General features: G+C 51.4%; 21 protein-coding genes and 1 pseudogene. 12 read left to right on the top strand and 10 right to left on the bottom strand.

Translation table 11 applies throughout. The annotated features are described in order from the left end of the window. The first annotated feature begins 1 nt into the window (after nucleotide 1). Complete coding sequence (poxB, locus tag CUN67_RS25985) at nucleotides 2-1,729, top strand: ubiquinone-dependent pyruvate dehydrogenase (protein ID WP_208718346.1); 1,728 nt, start codon at nucleotides 2-4, stop codon at nucleotides 1,727-1,729. Between the two features lie 38 nt (nucleotides 1,730-1,767). On the opposite strand, the gene CUN67_RS25980 is transcribed toward poxB, so the two are convergent. The 3 genes from CUN67_RS25980 to CUN67_RS25970 all read right to left on the bottom strand — a co-directional run bounded on the left by CUN67_RS25980 (nucleotide 1,768) and on the right by CUN67_RS25970 (nucleotide 3,862). Then, nucleotides 1,768-2,490: an SDR family NAD(P)-dependent oxidoreductase gene (locus tag CUN67_RS25980; RefSeq protein ID WP_208718345.1), complete on the bottom strand. Its 723-nt coding sequence runs from the start codon at nucleotides 2,488-2,490 to the stop codon at nucleotides 1,768-1,770. A gap of 62 nt (nucleotides 2,491-2,552) precedes the next feature. Continuing rightward, the gene (locus CUN67_RS25975) at nucleotides 2,553-3,170 is read right to left on the bottom strand and encodes a TetR/AcrR family transcriptional regulator (RefSeq protein WP_208718344.1); all 618 of its coding nucleotides are present in this window, start codon (nucleotides 3,168-3,170) and stop codon (nucleotides 2,553-2,555) included. A gap of 74 nt (nucleotides 3,171-3,244) precedes the next feature. Further along, nucleotides 3,245-3,862 carry a helix-turn-helix transcriptional regulator gene (locus CUN67_RS25970; RefSeq protein ID WP_208719507.1) on the bottom strand — a complete coding sequence of 206 codons (618 nt, stop codon included), beginning with the start codon at nucleotides 3,860-3,862 and terminating at the stop codon, nucleotides 3,245-3,247. Between the two features lie 381 nt (nucleotides 3,863-4,243). Between CUN67_RS25970 and CUN67_RS25965 the strand changes: the two genes are divergently transcribed. Continuing rightward, nucleotides 4,244-4,981 carry an ABC transporter substrate-binding protein gene (locus CUN67_RS25965; RefSeq protein ID WP_439332300.1) on the top strand — a complete coding sequence of 246 codons (738 nt, stop codon included), beginning with the start codon at nucleotides 4,244-4,246 and terminating at the stop codon, nucleotides 4,979-4,981. Nucleotides 4,982-5,001: 20 nt separating this feature from the next. Further along, entirely contained in the window at nucleotides 5,002-6,135 is a 1,134-nt protein-coding gene (locus CUN67_RS25960; RefSeq protein ID WP_208718342.1) for a M14 family zinc carboxypeptidase, read from the top strand. Between the two features lie 35 nt (nucleotides 6,136-6,170). On the opposite strand, the gene CUN67_RS25955 is transcribed toward CUN67_RS25960, so the two are convergent. Together CUN67_RS25955 and CUN67_RS25950 are read right to left on the bottom strand one after the other, a co-directional pair. Further along, on the bottom strand, nucleotides 6,171-7,109 hold the full coding sequence (locus CUN67_RS25955; RefSeq protein ID WP_208718341.1) for an ornithine cyclodeaminase family protein: 939 nt from the start codon (nucleotides 7,107-7,109) through the stop codon (nucleotides 6,171-6,173). Further along, a complete protein-coding gene (locus CUN67_RS25950; protein ID WP_208718340.1) occupies nucleotides 7,106-8,071 on the bottom strand; it encodes a threonine/serine dehydratase in 966 nt (321 codons plus the stop codon). The genes CUN67_RS25955 and CUN67_RS25950 overlap by 4 nt, the downstream gene beginning before the upstream one ends. Before the next feature lie 109 nt (nucleotides 8,072-8,180). Between CUN67_RS25950 and CUN67_RS25945 the strand changes: the two genes are divergently transcribed. Next, nucleotides 8,181-8,834, top strand: a complete 654-nt coding sequence (locus CUN67_RS25945) for a cysteine hydrolase family protein (protein WP_208718339.1) — start codon at nucleotides 8,181-8,183, stop codon at nucleotides 8,832-8,834. Here CUN67_RS25945 and CUN67_RS25940 read toward each other — a convergent pair. Then, the gene (locus CUN67_RS25940; RefSeq protein WP_208718338.1) at nucleotides 8,831-9,784 is read right to left on the bottom strand and encodes an AraC family transcriptional regulator; all 954 of its coding nucleotides are present in this window, start codon (nucleotides 9,782-9,784) and stop codon (nucleotides 8,831-8,833) included. The genes CUN67_RS25945 and CUN67_RS25940 overlap by 4 nt on opposite strands. 123 nt (nucleotides 9,785-9,907) lie before the next feature. Between CUN67_RS25940 and CUN67_RS25935 the strand changes: the two genes are divergently transcribed. From CUN67_RS25935 to CUN67_RS25925, 3 genes are all read left to right on the top strand, one after another. After that, nucleotides 9,908-10,984, top strand: coding sequence for a zinc-binding dehydrogenase (locus CUN67_RS25935; RefSeq protein ID WP_208718337.1), 1,077 nt, complete (start codon nucleotides 9,908-9,910; stop codon nucleotides 10,982-10,984). Between the two features lie 4 nt (nucleotides 10,985-10,988). Beyond that, complete coding sequence (locus CUN67_RS25930; protein WP_208718336.1) at nucleotides 10,989-11,351, top strand: VOC family protein; 363 nt, start codon at nucleotides 10,989-10,991, stop codon at nucleotides 11,349-11,351. A 68-nt stretch (nucleotides 11,352-11,419) separates the two neighbouring features. Continuing rightward, a complete protein-coding gene (locus CUN67_RS25925) occupies nucleotides 11,420-12,256 on the top strand; it encodes an SDR family oxidoreductase (protein ID WP_208718335.1) in 837 nt (278 codons plus the stop codon). Nucleotides 12,257-12,300: 44 nt separating this feature from the next. On the opposite strand, the gene CUN67_RS25920 is transcribed toward CUN67_RS25925, so the two are convergent. The 3 genes from CUN67_RS25920 to CUN67_RS25910 form a co-directional block, all read right to left on the bottom strand. After that, the gene (locus CUN67_RS25920) at nucleotides 12,301-13,446 is read right to left on the bottom strand and encodes an MDR family NADP-dependent oxidoreductase (RefSeq protein ID WP_208718334.1); all 1,146 of its coding nucleotides are present in this window, start codon (nucleotides 13,444-13,446) and stop codon (nucleotides 12,301-12,303) included. 116 nt (nucleotides 13,447-13,562) lie between these two features. Further along, nucleotides 13,563-14,465, bottom strand: a complete 903-nt coding sequence (locus CUN67_RS25915) for an SDR family NAD(P)-dependent oxidoreductase (RefSeq protein WP_208718333.1) — start codon at nucleotides 14,463-14,465, stop codon at nucleotides 13,563-13,565. A gap of 1 nt (nucleotide 14,466) precedes the next feature. Continuing rightward, nucleotides 14,467-15,039, bottom strand: a complete 573-nt coding sequence (locus CUN67_RS25910; protein WP_208718332.1) for a TetR/AcrR family transcriptional regulator — start codon at nucleotides 15,037-15,039, stop codon at nucleotides 14,467-14,469. A gap of 1,213 nt (nucleotides 15,040-16,252) precedes the next feature. Here CUN67_RS25910 and CUN67_RS25905 point away from each other — a divergent pair. Further along, a complete protein-coding gene (locus CUN67_RS25905; protein WP_208718331.1) occupies nucleotides 16,253-16,741 on the top strand; it encodes a helix-turn-helix domain-containing protein in 489 nt (162 codons plus the stop codon). Between the two features lie 274 nt (nucleotides 16,742-17,015). On the opposite strand, the gene CUN67_RS30495 is transcribed toward CUN67_RS25905, so the two are convergent. Then, nucleotides 17,016-17,144: a hypothetical protein gene (locus CUN67_RS30495; RefSeq protein ID WP_254711489.1), complete on the bottom strand. Its 129-nt coding sequence runs from the start codon at nucleotides 17,142-17,144 to the stop codon at nucleotides 17,016-17,018. 565 nt (nucleotides 17,145-17,709) lie between these two features. On the opposite strand from CUN67_RS30495, the pseudogene CUN67_RS30490 reads away from it, so the two are divergent. The 4 genes and pseudogenes from CUN67_RS30490 to alaE all read left to right on the top strand — a co-directional run. Continuing rightward, nucleotides 17,710-17,974, top strand: a pseudogene (locus CUN67_RS30490) (ISL3 family transposase); the annotation flags it as partial. 551 nt (nucleotides 17,975-18,525) lie between these two features. After that, nucleotides 18,526-18,741: a YdgH/BhsA/McbA-like domain containing protein gene (locus CUN67_RS25895; protein ID WP_084872098.1), complete on the top strand. Its 216-nt coding sequence runs from the start codon at nucleotides 18,526-18,528 to the stop codon at nucleotides 18,739-18,741. Between the two features lie 232 nt (nucleotides 18,742-18,973). Beyond that, a complete protein-coding gene (locus CUN67_RS25890; protein ID WP_208718330.1) occupies nucleotides 18,974-19,288 on the top strand; it encodes a DUF6678 family protein in 315 nt (104 codons plus the stop codon). A 205-nt stretch (nucleotides 19,289-19,493) separates the two neighbouring features. Then, complete coding sequence (gene alaE / locus CUN67_RS25885; protein ID WP_208718329.1) at nucleotides 19,494-19,931, top strand: L-alanine exporter AlaE; 438 nt, start codon at nucleotides 19,494-19,496, stop codon at nucleotides 19,929-19,931. Nucleotides 19,932-19,933 lie beyond the last annotated feature (2 nt).

The raw sequence follows: 19,933 nt of genomic DNA, 5'->3' as shown, positions 1-19,933 counted from the left end.
CATGGCCAGAACTGTGGCAGACCAAATGGTCAGCACGCTTCATAACGCCGGTGTAAAGCGTATTTACGGGATCGTCGGTGACAGCCTGAATGGCCTTACCGATGCCCTCAGACGTCAGGGCAGTATCCGGTGGTTGCATGTCCGTCATGAAGAAGTCGCCGCTTTTGCGGCGGGGGCTGATGCCCATGTAACAGGTGAGCTTGCAGTCTGTGCGGGAAGTTGCGGACCGGGCAACTTGCATCTCATTAATGGTCTTTTTGACTGCCATCGTTCCCGCGTTCCGGTTGTTGCCATCGCGGCCCATATCCCCTCGCCGGAAATCGGCACAGGCTATTTTCAGGAAACACACCCCGAACAGCTTTTCCGGGAGTGTTCCGGTTACTGTGAGCTGGTATCAACCCCCGAACAGATGCCGCGGGTGTTTGAAATTGCGGTGCGTCGCTCACTATCCGAGAGGTGTGTCAGCGTGATTGTTATCCCCGGAGATGTTGCACTGAAGCAGGCAAGTGAAACTACCGCGGCGCCTCCGGCGGGCCTTTTACCTTCTGCTTCCGCCACTGTGCCGTTGCCCTCTTCACTTCGTGACCTGGCCTCTCTGATCAATGACTCACGGCGTATTACATTGCTGTGTGGCAGCGGCTGTGCCGGTGCCCACGATCAACTTATGCAGCTTGCTGAAACAGTCAAAGCACCGATAGTTTATTCTATGCGCGGTAAAGAACATGTCGAATGGGACAATCCATTTGACGTAGGCATGACGGGCCTTATCGGATTTTCATCTGGTTACCATGCCATGCAGAGCTGCGATCTGTTACTGATGCTGGGGACGGATTTTCCGTACCGGCAGTTCCTGCCTGACAATGCAAAGGTCGTGCAGATTGATATTGATGCATCCGCCGTGGGCCGACGGGTTGCCGTAGACCTGGGGCTGATTGGCCACATTGGCCCGACACTGACAGCACTTCTGCCACTGCTGAATGAAAAACAGGACAGGAACCATCTTGACGTTGCGCTGAAGCATTATTCCCATGCTCGTGCTGGTCTGGATGATCTGGCAAAAGGCGTAACAGGAGGAAGGCTGCATCCGCAATATATTGCACATCTGGTCGATAATGCTGCGGGAGAAGACGCCATTTTTACCTGTGATGTCGGTCTTCCTACCGTCTGGGCAGCGCGTTATCTCACTATGAATGGCAGCCGACGTTTACTGGGTTCCTTCTGGCATGGTTCGATGGCCAATGCTCTGGCCCAGGCTATCGGAGCACAGGCCGCTAGCCCTGGTCGCCCTGTTATTGCGCTGGCAGGTGATGGCGGTTTTACCATGCTGATGGGAGACCTGCTGAGCCTGTCACAGCTGGGCCTCCCGGTAAAAGTCATCGTGTTCAACAATAGCGCACTGGGGTTCATAGAACTTGAACAAAAAGCGTCAGGCTTCATTGATACCGGTACAGAGCTGAAGAATCCCGATTTTGCTGCTATGGCTGAAGCGGTGGGGATCAAAGGAGTAAGAATTGAGAAACCGGAAGAGGCTGAAAGCAGGATTGCAGAAGCCCTGAACCACCCCGGTCCGGTCGTGATCGATGCCGTAGTCAGCCGGATGGAGCTGGCTATGCCACCCAAAGTCACCGCTCAGATGGCAAAGGGGTTTACGCTTTATATGGTAAAAGCCGTTTTGAACGGACGAACGGACGAAGTTATTGAGCTGGCAAAAACCAACCTTTTACGGTGAGTGTTTACCGGCTTCTCAATCGAAGCCGGTTGTTTATGTTATGCACTGAATCCGCCATCAATACGCAGGGCCGCACCATTCACATACGAAGACGCTTCAGCTGCCAGCCAGCCAACCATCCCGGCAATGTCATCCGGCTCTCCCAGCCGACTCTGAGGGTGCATGTCCCGGAGTCGTTTTGCCAGCTCGCCCTGTGCCGGGGTCATATCTGTTGCGACAGGGCCAGGCTGCACATCGTTGATGGTAATACCGCGTGAGGCAAGATCCCATGCCAGTCCACGCACCATACGTTCAACAGCAGCTTTCGTCATACCATAGACCGTAGAACCCGGCCCTCTGGCAGCATCTCCCGCGATACTGCCAATAGTGATAATACGCCCTCCCCGATTCAAATAAGGCAGCGCCGCCTTTATTGCGACAAACGGGCCACGTACATTGACAGCCAGCATCCGGTCGAGATCGGCAATACTGAAATCATCAATAATGCCGGTCACCAGGATGCCTGCGTTATATACCAGGACATCAATACTTCCAGACTGTTCACCGGCCTGCCCGACCGCCCGTACCAGTGCTTCTGTATCACCGCTGTCTGCGGCAATAAACAGAGGTGTGTTATTCCCCCTGAATAGCTCCGATGCAGGTTGCCTTGAGGTGTACACCACCTTGGCCCCCAGCTGGTTAAGCTCACCGACAATACTGTGACCAATTCCCCGTGAACCGCCAATCACCAGCGCGGTTTTACCCTCCAGTTTGCCCTTCATTTTTTTCCTTACCGGAATGATCATTCCAGAATAAAATGCAGTTAGTCCTGTTGAATGCCCGATTATCTCAGGGCACGTAAGGCTATCGTCTTCATAACCAATAATTCGTCCTGGCTGGCACCCGCCCGGCTGGCGACCCGCAGGCCATTAAGCAGTACAGCAAGATATCCGGCCATCTGTTCCGCCGTTTGTTCTTTAGTAAAGTCGCCATGCGCCTGACCACGCAGGAGAGTTCCTTCCAGAGCGCGTAGCAGCCGCTTTCCGGCAACGGCATTAATGCGGCTGATTTCGTCGTCCTGGATACCAAATTCACATACCGACAGTATGCCAAGACATCCCTGCGCGGCAGGACGAGCAATAAATTGCTCAATCGCTTCTTCGATGGCCCGTGCTGGCGAGTCACTACGTACCAGTGAAGCAACGATTTCACCGATACTGTCGTTGACATACAAACCCAATGCAGCGGTATAAAGCTGCTTCTTATCGCCAAATGTGTCGTAAATGCTCTGTCTGCTCAGTCCCATGGCCTCTAATAACATCTCCATTGAGGTACCGGCAAAGCCATGCTCAGCAAATACTCTGATGGCATGATGCAGTACTTCTTCACGCTCAAATGCTTTAGTTCGTGCCATCAGCTCTTTCTCCGGGTCGCCGTCGTAAAATTTACGCGGTTTCGTCATGTCAGGGTTTAACCGTGGATGCTTTTCGGAATGATCGGTCTGGAATTAAACAGGACGTCACTTATGCCGGATTCCTACTCTTTGATTTCCTTCAGATGCTTATACACCGTTGCACGGCCCATCGAGAGCACATTGGCAATATAGTCTGCCGAATTGCGCACGTTGAAAGCCCCCTGGTGGTAAAGCTCAGTGACGAGCACTTTTTTCTCAACACGCGTCAGGGTAGAAAGAGAAGTGCGATGTTCGGCCAGCCACTGATGCAGGAAGGTGTTTATTTTTTCCTGCCAGTCATGCTTAAAAAGCTGAGCAGGCTGAGGTTGCAGTCTGTTCACTGACAGGAAAAGTTCCAGCGCATTTTTCGCGTCGTCCAGCAGTGAAGTACTGAAATTAATGCAGAAAATGTAGCCCGGATCATCTGCGATATTGGCTCTGATACTGACAGAGCGCATTGTCTTACCATCCCAGTTCAGTTTTTCATACGGCCCGGTCAGACGCTCCAGATCATGTAGGCTGAGCTCCTCCAGGCCCGCATCGTCACCTATGCTTCGTTTGGAAAGGTTATTCGCCAGATAGGCAATTTTACCGTCCCTGACATCGTGGATTGCCACTTCAACCGACGGAAAGAAAAGTGCAGCAATGCCGTCAGCAATCGACTGCAGGGTACTGAAATGTTCCGCTTTGATGCCAGACATAAGGCCCGGTGTATTCACATGTTGCTCCTGGTGAGAGTCGTGCCGTTAATGTAGCCCATATGGCGGCTGAATTCCCCCATTAATAAAGACATTTAGTCTATGTCACACATACCAGGGACTCCTGTACTTAGTCAGATCAATTCCGTATACCCCATTATCATTTGTCTTAATACTTAATAATCATATACCTGATAAACATCCCATGCTGATGGTGCATCATTCATTCCTGATTGAGCAATATACAAAAAGTACATTATGGAATATAAGTCTACATAACGGTAACTTTGAGACAAAGTGTCCAGAGATGATTACCGGGTTAAGCGCACACCCACATCGGAGGCCTTTATGCGCGCATTACCTTTTCTCTCTTCCCTCCTGTTAATGCTGAGTCTGTCATCACAGGCAACGGAACTCCCGACCACGCTGCGGATCGGGACTGATCCCGGTTATGCGCCATTTGAAAGCAAGGCTGCGGATGGGCAGGTCACAGGATTCGACATCGACCTGATGAACGCGTTGTGTAAACGCATGAACACCCGATGCGTGGTAGTTGAATCACCGTTTGATGCTCTGATCCCGTCGCTGAAAGCACGAAAGATCGATGCCATCATGTCTTCAATGTCGATTACTCCGGCACGTCTGAAGGAAATTGACTTCACTGAGAAGCTCTATTCCGCCAAAGCCCGCCTGATCGCTGCCAGAAATTCATCGATTCTTCCCACGGCTACTGCTCTGAAAAATAAAAGTATTGGTGTTCTCCAGGGGTCGATCCAGGAAACCTATGCCGGTAAATACTGGCGCCCCTATGGCGTCAACGTGGTGTCTTACCCGTCCCAGGATGATATTTACGCAGACCTGATTGCAGGACGGCTTGATGCCGCCTTCCAGGATGAAGTGGCTGGCAGCTTTGGTTTTCTGAAGCAACCATCAGGCCGTGACTTTGCTTTTGCCGGTCCGGCGGTTACCGATGAGCAGATATTCGGTGTTGGCGTTGGTATGGGGCTGCGTAAAGGTGATGAAGCACTTAAACAGGCGATCAATAACGCCTTTAACCAGCTGAGACAGGACGGGACATGGCAAAAGCTCAATGCCCGTTACTTTCCTTTTGACATCTACTGAATCCGGAAACAGGAAATATTATGACCATTGAAACCCGGGTGCTTTCCAGCGCCATGACCGGCACAGGTATGCAGGCCGAAACGCTGATGCATGTTATCTCCGGTGGAAAAAGTGAACGTGCGGTATACATTCAGGCGGGACTACATGCGGATGAGCATCCGGGGATGCTGGTTATCCAGCACCTGCTGGCTCAGCTCGGAGAACTTCATCAGCATGGGTCTATCAACGGAAAAATTACGCTGGTTCCTTACGCCAACCCCATCGGCATGATGCAGAATGTTCTGGGCTGCTGGACCGGACGGTTTAGTCTGTCAAATGGTGAAAATTTTAACCGAAACTTTCCCGATGTGGTCTCCGGGCTGGAGGCATTATCCGTTGAGGAAGGCGTGCATCACGCCAATCCCGAATCTCTTTTTACTCAGATACTGCAGGAAAAGGCGCACGATGATGTCATCACGGCTGCGAAAAAAGCGTTACTTCGTGAGGCTATCGGACACGACGTCATTCTCGATCTGCACTGCGATACCGCAGGTATCCTGCACCTGTATACGCATGAGCGCTACCCGGAACGTGCAGTAACACTGGCTGCCGCGATCGGCGCCCCGGTTGTGTTACTGGAGAGCTTCGCTGGCGGTGGGGCGTTTGATGAAGCCTGCACGCTTGGCTGGCAGTGGCTGGCAGACAGAGGAGCTGTACCCGCCTCACGAATCCCCTTTTCCGTGTCGCTGGAGTTGCGTGGTCAGGCGGATGTCAGCGACGAGCTGGCTGCACAAGACGCCCGCCGGATAATACGCTTTCTGGAATCGGAGCAGATCATTACCTGCCGGGAGGAACCAGCCGAAGAACTGATACGAGATAATATCAGCAGTTTTCCACTTGAAGGTGCCACGCATCTTGCGGCACCAGGCAATGGTCTGGTTGTCTGGAAGAAAAAGCCGGGAGAATGGGCCACCTGCGGCGAAACGATTGGCGAAATTGTGGTTATGGAGTCGGTTTCATCCGGCCAGCGCCTCCCAATTATCAGCCCGATTGATGGCATCATCCTCGTTCAGCCTCTGATGAAACTGGTCAGGACCGGTCAGCGGGTGGCACTGATTGCCGGAGGTTCGCCGCTGGCCGATCGCCGGAAAGGCAAATTGCTGATGCATTTCTGATGTAACAATAAGCCCGGTTGAGAACCGGGCATTTATCAGGCCTGCAACTGTTCCAGAATACTGAGCGCAATCTGCAGATCCTGCACACCCAGACCGGTCAGATCCGCGACGGTGATATCGTCATCCTTCCGCTGATAAAGCCCGGGGTGGGCAAGTAATGTCCCAATCTCGATGACCCTCAACGGTAATTCCCGGTCCACCTGGCTCAACTCACCATAGGCACGACACTGGGTGGCTGAGTCCACCATGACACATTGAGCAGCTTCAAGAAGCGATGCATCCAGTTCCTGCTTACCCGGTGCGTCAGCACCTACGGCAGTAATATGCGCTCCGGGAGCTATCCAGGACCTGTGAATCAGCGGGGTGGTGGATGGCGTTGCCGTAACAATCAGCTGGCTGCCACGCGCGGCGGTTTCTGCATCCTGAGTGACCCGGATATCCGCATCGAGATCAGACACACTTTGCAGGAAACGTTCGAGCGACGAAGTGCTCCTCCCCCATACCATCACGCGGCGGCAGGACGTGATTTTCAGCAGTTGCCTGAGTTGCAGCTCTGCCTGGAGACCCGCACCAAAAATGGCGATACGTTCAACCCGCGCGGGCATCAGGTAACCGGCTACAATACGTCCTGCCAGCGCGGTACGCATTGCCGTCAGCCAGCCATGATCGCTGAGCAATACTTGTGGCTGTCCTGTGACGGCCGATAACAGCATAATCAGTCCGTCATTACTGGCTAGCCCACGCTGTGGGTTACGATAAAATCCGGTGGAAATCTTAACGCTGAAGCTGTCGCTGCCGCTAATCCAGGCTGACTTGATACAGCAGTCACCGCCCGCCTCATCAAACAGAAACTGTTGTACCGGGGGCATCTGAACATGGCCACGAGACCAGGCAAGAAATCCCTCTCTGACTTTTGCCAGCGCATTTTCTTCATGATACAGCGCGCGGATCTCCAGTTCGCTGAGCACTTTCATTGCACTGCCCCAGTGAACTTCTCCAGGGTGATATTTCTTCCGCATAAAACTACCGCCACCCGCTTGCCGCGCCAGCGCTCTGCCTGTTGCATAAACGCCGCCATCGCTACGCCCGCAGCACCTTCCACCATCCAGCGTTCATGACGCGCCAGAGTCTGCATTGCCTGGCGGATTTCGTCTTCACTGACCAGCACGCAGTCATCAATCACCTGCTGACAAAGCGGGAAAGTGATGGTGCCGGGTTCCAGGCCCCCTGCCGTCCCATCAGAAAGCGTCTCCAGTTCTTCCGGTTCGATGATTTCTCCAGCACGAAGGGATGCAAACATAGCGGTTGATGCTGCTGGCCAACAGCCGATGATTCGCGTAGAGGGAGACAGCTGTTTCATCACTGAACCAATACCGGAAATCAGCCCTCCGCCGCCGACTGCCACAAACACCGCATCAGGCGGGGCCTCCTGTTCAAGCATCTCGCAGCCTATGGTTCCCTGGCCTGCAATGACATCGATATCATTGTAGGGGGAAACAAAGGTGATCCCTGCTTGCTTTGCCGCGCGTGCAGCCTCCAGTTCCACACTGAGTGCATCAGTATCCAGCGTGATGACCTTAGCACCATAAGCACGAATCGCATCGAGCTTCAGCGGCGAGGCACTGGACGCTGCATAAACAGTGACTGGCACACCAGCCAGTGCACCGGCGAAAGCCATGCCCTGCCCGTGATTGCCGGAAGATGCGGTGATCACGCCCTGCTCGCACTGCTGCGGAGTCAGCAGGCGTATTTTATTGCTGGCACCCCGAAATTTGAATGACCCGGTATGTTGAAGATGTTCCGCTTTCAGAAACAGTTCACAGCCATAGCGGGCTGAGAGACTGTGACTTTTGTCGAAAGGGGTGATACGCACCTGGGGACGCAGTGCGGAATGTGCCAGCTGGCTGGACTGGCAGACTTCTGAACAAACAGACATGTTGACTCCTCATTATGTATTTATTGTCCAATATAGACATTTAGTACATTATGTCTACCTGCAATATTTTCTGCCCATGAAACGGGTGCTTTCAGTTACAGGAGAACATATGAGCCACTACACCCTGCCGGACTATCGCCGCTCGGCACTGATTACCATTGATACGCAACGCGATACCCTTGACGGACAGCCGCTGGAAATTCCCGGCACCAGCGCAGCACTGCCAAATATCGTCAAACTGGCTCAGGCCTGGCGAGAAGCAGGATTACCTGTGGTGCATATCGTGCGTATCTATCAGCGCAATGGCAGCAATGTGGACCTCTGCCGGCGTGAAGCCGTAGAAGGCGGAGCGGAGATCCTGCTGGAAGGAAGTGAAGGCTGTGAACTGGCAGAAGATTTGCTGCCACAGCGCGATATTCGCTTCGACACTGAAACCCTGCTTGGCGGTGGTATCCAGCACATCGGTCCTGATGAAATCATTATCTACAAACCGCGCTGGGGCGCGTTTTTTCAGACACCCTTGCAACAGTGGCTGACGGATCAGCAGATAGACACTCTGGTCTTTGCCGGGTGTAACTATCCCAACTGCCCGCGAACGTCAATTTATCAGGCCAGCGAACGCGATTTTCGCGTAGTGCTGGCGCAGGATGCACTGTCCGGACTCTATGAACAGGGCCAGCGTGAGCTGCAGGGGATCGGGGTGCATTTGCTGCAGGCGGAAACCATTGTTGAAGCGCTGAAAAAGGCATCCAGCGCCCCCTAATCCGCCGGGATATCCTCTGCCGGTGAGCTGCGGCTGCACTGCCGGTACTGACCCGGGCTGTAACCGGTGGCGCGTTTAAACGCAATGCTGAATGCCGTATCTGACTGATAACCGATACGCCAGGCCAGTTCACTGAGGCTTTCACTGCTGTGGCGCAGCGCAGTTTTCGCCAGCAGCAGGCGCCAGCGAAACAGGTAGTCAAGGGGCGTATAACCGACCATCCGACGGAAGTGGCTGGCAAACGCGGTTCTGGACATGCTGACTTCCGTTGCCAGCCCCTGCAGAGTCCATTTTTTCTCTGGCTGTGCGTGCATCATTGTCAGCGCACGGCCAATTTTGGTGTCTGACAATGCGCCGAGCCACCCGGTCGGTGATGAGGTACCTGCTATCCATGCACGCAGCACATTGACCAGAATCAATGCCGCCAGACTGCTCCGTGCTACCTCTGCGCCGATGCGATCTTTACTGACCTCCAGCCTGAGCAGACTCATCATCAGGGACAACTCTGACGTGTCGGATTCACTGGCTTGCAGATGGATCAACGGCGGGAGGTTATCCAGTAACAGATCAGCAGCGTCATGTTCAAAAGTGAAACGGCCGCTTGCAAGGCTGACGGACGGACAGGACTCATCCGGACTGCCGCAATAACGCACCACCCCATCTTCATTTCGATAACGGCGATAATTTTCAGGCCCATCAAGCGGTCGCGCCCCGGGATCGCTGGCGGAAAAGAAGGGGTTTCCACTGGTCAGCAGATAAATGTCACCGGACTGAATCCTCACCGGCTCAGCCCCAGCCAGCCCCAGCCAGAACTCCCCGGACAGTACACAACCGAATTTGATGTGCTTATAAGAGGGAAAACGCAGCGCCCAGCGCCCACTCCCCTCAAAGCGCGAGGAGAACATGCTGTTGACCCTAAGGGTGGAAAGTACGTCAGAAAGTGCATCCATTGTACTGTTGATTACCTTTTGCGGTGTTTTAATTATTTAAAATACACACTGATGTCGAAATAATCTACAGCACTGACAACAAATCCAGAGCAGCCTGTTGCTCTGCAGACTGTGGAGAATCCCATGAAAGCCTGGCAACTCGATTATCCTGGCGGCCCGTTCAATCTGAACGATATCCCTGCCCCTGAAGCACGCGCCGGTAGCGTCGTTATCCGTATGCACGCCTCATCACTGATGTCGTATATGCGCGATTATGTCGAAGGACGGCTGCCGGTATACCGTGCACCCGATAAACGATTTACTCCCGGTGGTAACGGAACTGGGGTGATTTACTCTGTCGGTGAAAACGTCTGGCATCTCAAACCCGGCCAGCGCGTGGTGATTTCCCCTCACTTTGTGACAAATGAAAACGTCAGTTCACCGGGACAGATCCTGCTGGGCGTGACCGGTCAGGGAGATGTCGCAGGCAGGATGCTTAATGACTGGCCTGATGGCACCCTGGCAGAATTCGCCGTGCTGCCGGCAAGCCTGGTTACTCCGGCGGATGGCCTGGATTTTATGAGCGATGCACAGCTGGCCATGAGCATGCGCTTTACCGTGCCTTATGGCGGTCTGCTGCGCGGCCAGTTTTCAGCAGGAGAGACTCTCGTGGTTTCAGGTGCGACCGGTGCTTATGGTGCAGCTGCTGTGCTGCTGGCACTGGCAATGGGTGCGCGCAGGGTAGTGGCTGTCGGGCGAAATGCGGCCAGACTCGATGCGCTGGTGAAGATAGCGGGGCCGCGGGTGGTGCCCGTCGTCGTCACTGGCAGCATGGATACTGATACCCGACTCATCCGGGAGCAGGCAGACGGCGCAGTAGATATGGTTTTTGATATGGTTGGCAATGCTGGCGATCCGGCGATGACCCTCTCCAGCCTCCGCAGCCTGCGCCACGGTGGCCGCATGATACTGATGGGAAGCATGTCTGTTCCGCTTCCCCTCTCTTATACCGAACTTATGCTAAACAGCTGGGCCATCATCGGTAACTTTATGTATCCGCCTGAAGCATACCGGCAGGTACTCAATTTCTTCCGTGCAGGACTGATCCCACCCGATGCCATTACCGCCCTGAATTACGGCCTCGACAATGTGCCGGCTGCAATGGACGCCGCACGTCAGGCAACCGGTCTGCAATGTGTTGTTATCAATCATCAGGAGTAACTTTATGCGTCTCGTACACCACGCTTTCCGTCTTTATCTTCCGGCAGAAGCATTGCCCGGAACTATCGCGTTCTACGAAACCCTGCAGGGGACCAGTTGCGATAAGCTTCTGAGTTTTCCCGAGCGCGGCATCGATGTTGCTATCGTGGGCGCATTTATCCTGCTGGCGGGCAGTGAATCTGCCCTGGAAGAAATACGCGAACCTCAGGCTCTGCTTGTGGTGGATGATCTGGATGCTGTTCTGGACTGGCTTTCCGCTCAGGGTGCAACGCTGTTACATGGACCTCTGAAGGCTCCTGGGGGAAGAAATGCCACCCTCGCTCATCCTGACGGGCTGATCGCCGAATACTACCAACCTGATCTCTGATTGTGTCAGCCGGGGCAAGTGCCCCGACTGGCTGACATTGTTTTCTCTTTCCATACAGAGGCCATATTATGTCTCAGACAGCACTTATTACCGGCTGCTCGTCCGGCTTCGGACTGGCTACAGCACAACTGCTCGCCAGCCGGGGCTGGAATGTCATTGCGTCTATGCGTCAACCCGCTGACTCCTGTCTTGAAGAACAGGAAAATATCCTGATTACCCGGCTGGACGTTCAGGACAGACATTCCATTGACGCCGCAATTACAGCCGGGCTGCAACGTTTCGGCACCATTGATGCCGTAATCAACAACGCCGGATGGGGTATCAACGCAGTATTTGAAGAGGTTCCCCGTAAAAGTATCCAGGAAATTTTTGATGTGAATCTGTTTGGTGTTATGGATGTTACCCGCGCCATACTCCCCCAGTTTCGTGCGAACAGAAAAGGTACCATTTTGAATGTCAGCTCTGGTGTCGGAGTCTTCGGCCTGCCACTGGCCACCCTCTACAACGCTTCCAAGTTTGCTCTGGAGGGCTTCTCCGAGTCTCTCTCTTATGAGCTGGAGGGGCTGGGAATCAGAGTTAAAATCGTTGAACCCGGCGCTGTTCCAGACACTGAATTTTCCCGCAAAAGCCGCGCGCGTTCAGCTGAATATGCTGTCATTGAAGACTATAACCATTTCCGCGAAGAGATAGCGCTTCTCTATCAGGGTTTCCGTTCCAGGGCTGACGCCGATGCCGTCATTAAAGTGGCCGCAGGCATTTTTGATGCCCTCACTGATGACAGTAACCAGTTACGTTATGTGCTGACCGACGACATTAAGCCGTTTATTAACGCACGCCGGAGTTCGACAGAGGAAGAATACATGACTTTTATGCGTAGCGTATTCACTCCTGGAAAGGCTTCCTGATATCTGATCTCAATCCACGCCAGACATGGCGTGGGTTCATCTCCTTATTTAAACGCTATCTGCAGTTTGCCTGGCTGGCGCGAGCGGTACATCCCGGTTATGGCTGCGGGAAGATGTTCAAAACCATCAACCGTGTGGCTATTTGGCTTCAACTGACCTGAAAGCAGCAACTGGGACAACGCGTCCTCAGCCTGAAGTCGTTGATGGTAAAACTGATCAACCGTCCAGACATGTGAGCGGATATGCCGTTCAGACAGTCGTCTTTCCACTTCTTCAGTAATGCCAAAGTTCTGACGCATAGTCGGCCTTACCTCAGGTGCACTACCTATTGAGGGTGCATAATAAGATGCCGCAGAACCGTAAGAAAAAAGGCGGCTATGACGATTCATTAGTCGGGTGACACGTTCGGTCAGATCACCGCCAACGCCATCTGAAAATAGATCAATCCCTTCAGGAAAAACCTTTCGCAGCGCTTTATCCAGGTCGGGTGAGGTGTAATCAATACAGTCATCAATCCCAAGCGTGGTGGTCACCCATGTGCAGCGTTCAGCACCGCCCGCGAACCCCACTACCCGGCAACCAGCAGCCTTTGCAATCTGTGCAACGATGGACCCGACAGAACCGGTAGTCGCTGCGACTGCGACAGTGTCACGGGTCAGCATCGGACCATTCTGCTGAAGTCCGAACCAGGCTGTCATACCCGAGGTACCAAAAATTTCCATCAGTGTAGAAGCAGGCCACATCTGTACCATTGCTGGCCTGAATACATAAACCCAGGGGGAATGGGTTCCATTAAGAGCTTTCACCAGATTATTCGGTTCAGCAAAGCCCACTGGCAGATCTCTGCTGCTGATCACCTGATATTCCTGCCATCCAGCCTGGCAGGCGATGACGTCACCCACACAGAACGCCGGGTCGCGTGATGACACAACTTCAGCGCAGGCATAATTGTTTAAATCCGTCTGACCTGTAGCAATCATTCCCCGCAGGATGCGCAGACGGGTGGCTGAATGGACATTTATCATTTTCACCCTGATCAGGGCTTCTCCATCCATAAGAGAGGGGATTTCACATTCTACCTGCCTGAAGTGTTCCTTTTTCAAATCCGGAGCACCGGTAGCTCCGCTTACGACCCACTTTCGGTAAGAGGCTGGAAGAGTGATTGATGAGGTAACGTTGTCACTTTGCATAAGGTGTATTCCTGATAACTGGAAAACCTTAGGCTAACGTGGCAGGTGATAAATTCAGATAACCGAAAAACTCGTTTTGTTATGCGACAGTACAATAGCGGTGACAAACGGCCTCATTATGCGGGTAATTCACGCCGCAGAATCTGTTCGGATACTCGCCATAACTCATTTGCCAGTAATGGGTCATCGAGTAATGGATTTCCCTCTGCCACCTGACAATCTGCCCAGTACTCTCCAGTCACCTTCCTTCCCACTGGCAGAGCAGCAAGCAGGCATTGGGTTGCAGCGCCCTGCTCCGGCGTTTTCATAAAATATCGTGCAATGCTCATCAGTATTTTAAGTGGAAACGAGAGATTATCGTTCAGCTTTGTTCCCGCCGTTGCGCCCGGATGGACAGAGTTAACGCTAATACCACGTGAACTGACACGACGGGACAACTCTTTAGCAAATAACGCCGTAGCAAATTTAGATTGTCCATATAATGTGAAGGGTCTATAAAATTGCCTGCCATCCAGGTTATCAAACATCAAGCCTTCTTTCGGTGCCTGCTGAATACTGGCACTTGAGCTGCCAATGACCACTCTGCCTGCATTATCCGGTAACCTATCCAGCAATTCCGTCACCAGATAGAAATGTGCGAGGTAATTCACCAGGAATTGCACTTCTACACCGTGTTTAACCTGAAGAGAGGAAGGTGCAGCCAGTCCGGCGTTGGTAATGATGACATCGATCGGTTGCTGCAACTGGCGTATTTTCTGGACCGCATCGCGGACATCATTTAGATCTGACAGGTCGCAGCCCAAAGGCACATGATTGCCTCTGATGGATTGAACAGTCCGTCGGGCTGCTTCAGTTGTTCTGGCAAGGCAAATCATTGTCGCCCCTGCTTCAGCCAGACACTTCAGAGAAGCGAGCCCGATACCTGAGTTACTTCCCGTGAGAAGGATCGTTTTGCCTTTCAGCTGCAGGCCAGCCAGAACCTGTTGGGCGGTTGATTTCGCATTTAACGGTGAAGACATCTTATTTTCTCTCTTTGAGATGGGGAGCAATCAAAACGGAAAGAGCCGATGCCAACGATTGACGGAATTCTTCCCTCGTGCGACTGGTCGTTTTAATCCCAGCCGTCAGCAAATAGATAGTTTTTGCCACATCACAAGCTGTCAGACCGTTATTTTTCAGGCTCGCCATCATGGTGGAAGATGAAATAGCTGATGTCAGCAAGGCTTCAAAGCGTGCCGTAAACTGCTTCATTAAATCACCGGAAATCGCGGTACTGCTGGCAGCCAGATCGTCTGCATCCGATGTACCCTGGCCAATATGACGCCCCGCCCATTCATCGCAGGCTTTTAAAAGTGATGAGAGAATAGATGACCCGTTGCTTAATGCCTTTTCAGCGGCTTCAAGTTGCATAGACAATGCATAATCGATAGTGGCACTGAAAAGTTCGTCTTTGGATGAGAAATGCAGGTAAAGCCCCTGACGCGATATCCCCGCTTCCTTAGCCACATCTTCCAGAGAGGTTTTCCGGTATCCGTGATGGGAAAAGGCAATAACAGATGCATTCAGTATGTGAGTTCGACGAGCTTCTGACATTAGGGCTGTCCTGTAAATGACAAGGTTTACAGATTTGATCATTTATGTAAACCTTGTCAATCCTAAAATGAATTGTGCCAATCATCCTGGACACATTTGCAGGGTTAGCTGCGCTAACCTCTATAATCTGATGGACCTGGGATGAACAATATTGAGGCTAAACTTCCTCATGGCACCTCATGAGTCAATATCATGAGTAGCGCAATTCATTTACGGCTGGTTGAGGAGGCAAAACGGATGACGATGCATACAACACAACGTCTGCATGTGCGTGTACTTCATACACCAAAAAATCGCCTGACTTTGCAGTCATAGAGAAATAATAGGAAGAGCAGTTTTAAAAAATTATTACTTAACTTAATAAATGTTTTGCGATCTTTTATATCTTACTGATTCTTATTGATAAATAGTACCGCAATATTGATTTGCATGGAAAACTCGTCGCATACTACAGCGATAAGCACGCTGTATTCCCGGGTTAACGGCATGAAGGCCCGCCGCAGCGGCACCACGCAGTTTGGTCGTGCACTACGCGATCTGAGCGTTAAACTCATCTGTGCCAACAGATGAAAGTAAAGTTTCTAATATCTCACTTTCAGGCTCCTCTGTAATCGATATGGAAATCAGAAAATGAGGCACGAGATTACTTTTAATACCTATATCCTTACGCATGACTATCTCTTTGCGATAGTGACTATTTTATTGCGTGTCAACTGATGAATCAGGAGCGGTTATGACACGTAATTTACTGCCGTGGTTCCAGTTGCGCAGGTGAGTCTGCCTGCTCGTTCAATGAATCAAACCTCTTACCTGGCGAACATCCGCAGGTAAAAACAAACCCCCAATACAATGAGCAATGTGGGGTCGGATGCCTGCCTGGAGGAAGTGAACAAACTCTGCTTCGTGCTGCCTACATACTGAACAATAATAATCAGACGAAGTCCGTAAACTGGGTAGCCTATAAAATAACGAAAGAAACGCAGGAGAGTGAATGAATAAGGATCTGGCGAAAAGACCCAGATTTACCTGACTCCGATACTCTCTCTCCTGCCGCCTATGACGGAGCAAATGCCGCACTGAAAACCGATCATTGCCGTTTATCTCCTGACTCTCAATCATGCATTACGTACCCTGATGAAAGACGAAGCGAAAGTCACCTTAAAGTGCAATTATTCTGGCTCTTTTACCACATTATTGCCATAACATTAGCACTATGGCTAAAAAAACGGGTCCACTACTTCCTGATATAAATCAGCTGCTTGCCGATTTCGGTGAGAGGCTTAAGCTTGCTCGTCTGCGACGGAAACTAACAGCCAGGCAGGTTGCGGAGCGTGCAGGTATGTCTGTAATGACCCTACGTTCTCTTGAGTCAGGAGGGGCTGGCGTCACAATCGGCGCATACTTGTCCGTTATGCAAGTTTCAGGGCTCGAAAATGACCTGAACAAACTTGCCTCTGAAGATGAACTGGGACGCCAGCTCCAGGATGCCCGACTAATAAAAAAAGTAAGCATATCTCGTCCATCGGTCACACCTGACAGAAAGATACCAACAAGTCGTGTTGTTGAGCATAAAGCTGCCGGGCAGCGTATGACTACAGATAAGCCGCCGTCTGCATCATCAAAAATTGTTCAGAAAAATGCATCAGGTGCAACGTCAGCATCTCTCGCGGCGTTGTTAAAGCCAATAAAGAAACCCAAATAAAGGTACCTGATAGTGGCAATGTACGGGTATTGTCTCCCGACACAGTGAAAACCGCAACATTCTGTCAGCAAATGTCCGAAGAACTGGGTATCAATGTAAACCGGCACCGAACGCAGAGCAGGCGGTTCGTTGTATGGATATTATCGTCACTGCAACACCCGCCAGGGCACCTATTTCGGGGGCTCTTTTTAATTAGCACAATTAGTTAAAGTGCACAAAGTTAACAACCTGGAGCTTTTAAAAGTGAAACCGCCTCGGAAAGGCGGTTATCAGTTTATCGCTTAGGTGGTTCGTCATTAGGATACTCTGTATCCGGATCATCATCATCTTCATCCGGGAACTGGCTATCAGGAACCTCACCCTCATCAGGAAGCGGCTTAACATCATCTGGACGTTCTGACATACTCATCTCCACGTTGCGTAGCTGGTAATCTCAATTTTAGCGCTATCATGGGTATAGTTATCAACTTCTAATGAATGTGTGATTTAAGCGGAGTAAAGAGATTAAAGAAGAAAATACCCTTTCTTTATTATGAATGCCGTCTACATAAACCATTATTCAAAAAAACATCTAATAAAAAGCCACCTTGAGGTGGCTAAATATTATCTCTTTGAATTTCTATCTCTCTTTGTCGCTTTTTCCCTGGCTGATTCTTTACTGCCTGTCGGGAGTTTTCCAGGCGTAGACGCGCTTCCTTCACTCCCTTTTTTACCTTCTTGAGTGGTCATATAAACCTCCAACAATATTTGGTGTCAAAGTCATTATAGCTAACAGATGACTCTTCAGACGCTTTTTATCAATTATGTTATGTAGTGTCCCGATTCTGTAGGTAGTTTCTGTCATCATTTTTTGAGGCTGAAATCCACGCTTATCGCTGTAGCGCTGAGGCAAGAAATACTCTGCACATGGTTTAGCTCAAGCTATTTCATAACGGCCGCAGAGAATTCCTGTGGGATTTGAAATACGTATCCGCCACTGGTACTGCCGCAACCCAACGTGCACGTGCCACGTTTTTGCGGAATCACTCGCCCCTTTTGCGGGTTCGAAACAGCAGTCGTCACTGGCTCTTCAGGGGTTGCAGCAACAGCTGGGGTTACTTGCCGCTGGTGAGGCCGGTAAACGTGCAGCAACAGCCAGCGGTATCCGGACAAGCGCTGATACGCTACTGCGCAGAGTGGTTGGGGGGACCTGAGCAGGGAAAGGCAATTACACCGCATGTAGGTATTGGTGACCGAATTGGGTCGGAATATGCAGCCGGATTCGAACTACTAAGGCGACGGTAATGAGTCCTCTGGCATGAACGACTCCACCCAGGTTGCGGAAGACCCACTATTCCACTAAAGCTAACAATAACTGGAGACCCTCCGCCGCCGCTCACGAATACGACTGATAGCGTCCCTCTGCTATCGACGCACTCTCAAAAACTCTCACTCCCAATCACCAGCCCACAGCAGAGGGCATGAACGAACCGGGCAGCAGGCGCAAGAGACGAAACGGAACCTTGTCCCGGGAGCCAGCATCCAGGGGAAAGTGAAGGCACAACGCTATGGTTACAGATGACGTAAATCGCTGAAGCCTGAACACAAAGTTAGTTAATAGCATACAGACAACAGCTTTGTTGAAGCGGTGCCCAAATGCTGACTGCAGGCATGCCCTATCGATGTGATAGTTAGCATGATCACAATACCCGCATTTATTGTTAATATGCTAATGGTTTCCATGGTTATCATTATTTCCATCGAAGGCATACTGTCTTCCACCATACAAACTAAGGAATAAGACCATGAAAACTATCAAAGCAATGACCATCGCCGCCGCAGCCGCTCTTTCTCTGATGTCAGCAGCAAGCTTCGCACAGAGCATCTCCGTTACCGCCGATACCCTGGACGGCGCTGAAGCTCAGGTTGCCGCTCAGGCTGCACAGCATGGCGATCAGTACAAAATCACCGAAGCCAACACCAATAACCGTGTGCACATGACCGCTGAACTGTACAAATAACAGATTGTTGCAAACGGAAGTAGTGGAAGAGGTCGCCCCTGGGGCGGCCTTTTTCGCATCTGCACTCTGTAAAATGCATTTCGCACGCACCGGGTTCCTCCACAGGCTCTGCTGTGCAGGTCTGGAGCGAAGCAACATCATTATTCTGCCGTCAGTTAGTTCTGTGCCATTGGCGAACGCGGCTAAAAGCGTAATGTGTTAATCTGCAGGAGGCAGGTTCCAGGAGGTTTGAATGCTCTATAGCTGCATGAATAATACAAAATGGAATGAGATCCGCCTGGCAATGGTTGGCATGGCATCTCCTCCTCTATGGAAAACTACCTCTCTCAATGGTTATAAATCCGCAGTTGATGGCGAGTGGTTTTACCATTTCAGTGAAGGTGGTTATTCGGATATCCAGTATCTTGATGTTTTGACGCATTCAGATGAACAGCACACCGTGGTGGGGGCTATTCTTCGGGCTATTCATCTCCCCGGAATTGAAACTTCAACCGGCTATAGAATTTTTGGGTACGCAGATTCGGCCTGCAATGTGGTTTATCTTTAACTGGCCAGAATCATTGAGCGGCCAACAAGATTGCTTAAATAGTAGTGTGAAAATGGCGTCCGCTCATCGCCCTAACCCATTCACCAGAGTCTGTGTGGACGGTCTTGTACCAATAAACTTCTTAGTGTTGTGCTGCCTGTGGAAAACACCTGCCTCATCATGCCAAAACAGGAAATGTATTTTGCCTAAATCCCATGACCCGAGCATGCACCGTACTGCATTTATTGCGGATACCACTGCGCTAATTTTATTTTTCACTACAACGGGCATTATTAATGAACGATATATCGCCGGGATGGCGTGGGATCAGGTACTGCATGCACGTTTAATTGGTGCAGTTCTGATGGTGCCGGTAGCTCGTCCTTACGGCATATGGCGCGATTGGGTGATGCAACATGCAGGATCGAGCCTGGTTTCGAAGCTGTTGTGGGACAGTGTTGCTCTGGTTAGTTTTCAGGTACCTGTCTATGCGGCCATCATTGCTTTTAGCGGTGCATCTGGCAGTGGATTGGTACGCGGCACATTTGGTGCCGCATTAATGATGCTGCTTCTGGGACGGCCTTATGGGGCATTTCTTAATTGGGTGAGAAGGTTGTTTGGTTTGCCGCCAGGTGGGGAGCGGCCGATGTCGTTGGGCGATTAAGG

The sequence above is a fragment of the Pantoea cypripedii genome (assembly GCF_011395035.1).
Lineage (GTDB): Bacteria > Pseudomonadota > Gammaproteobacteria > Enterobacterales > Enterobacteriaceae > Pantoea > Pantoea cypripedii_A.
The sequence above is the reverse complement of the archived record's forward strand: the minus strand, read 5'-3'. Positions and strand labels throughout refer to the sequence as shown.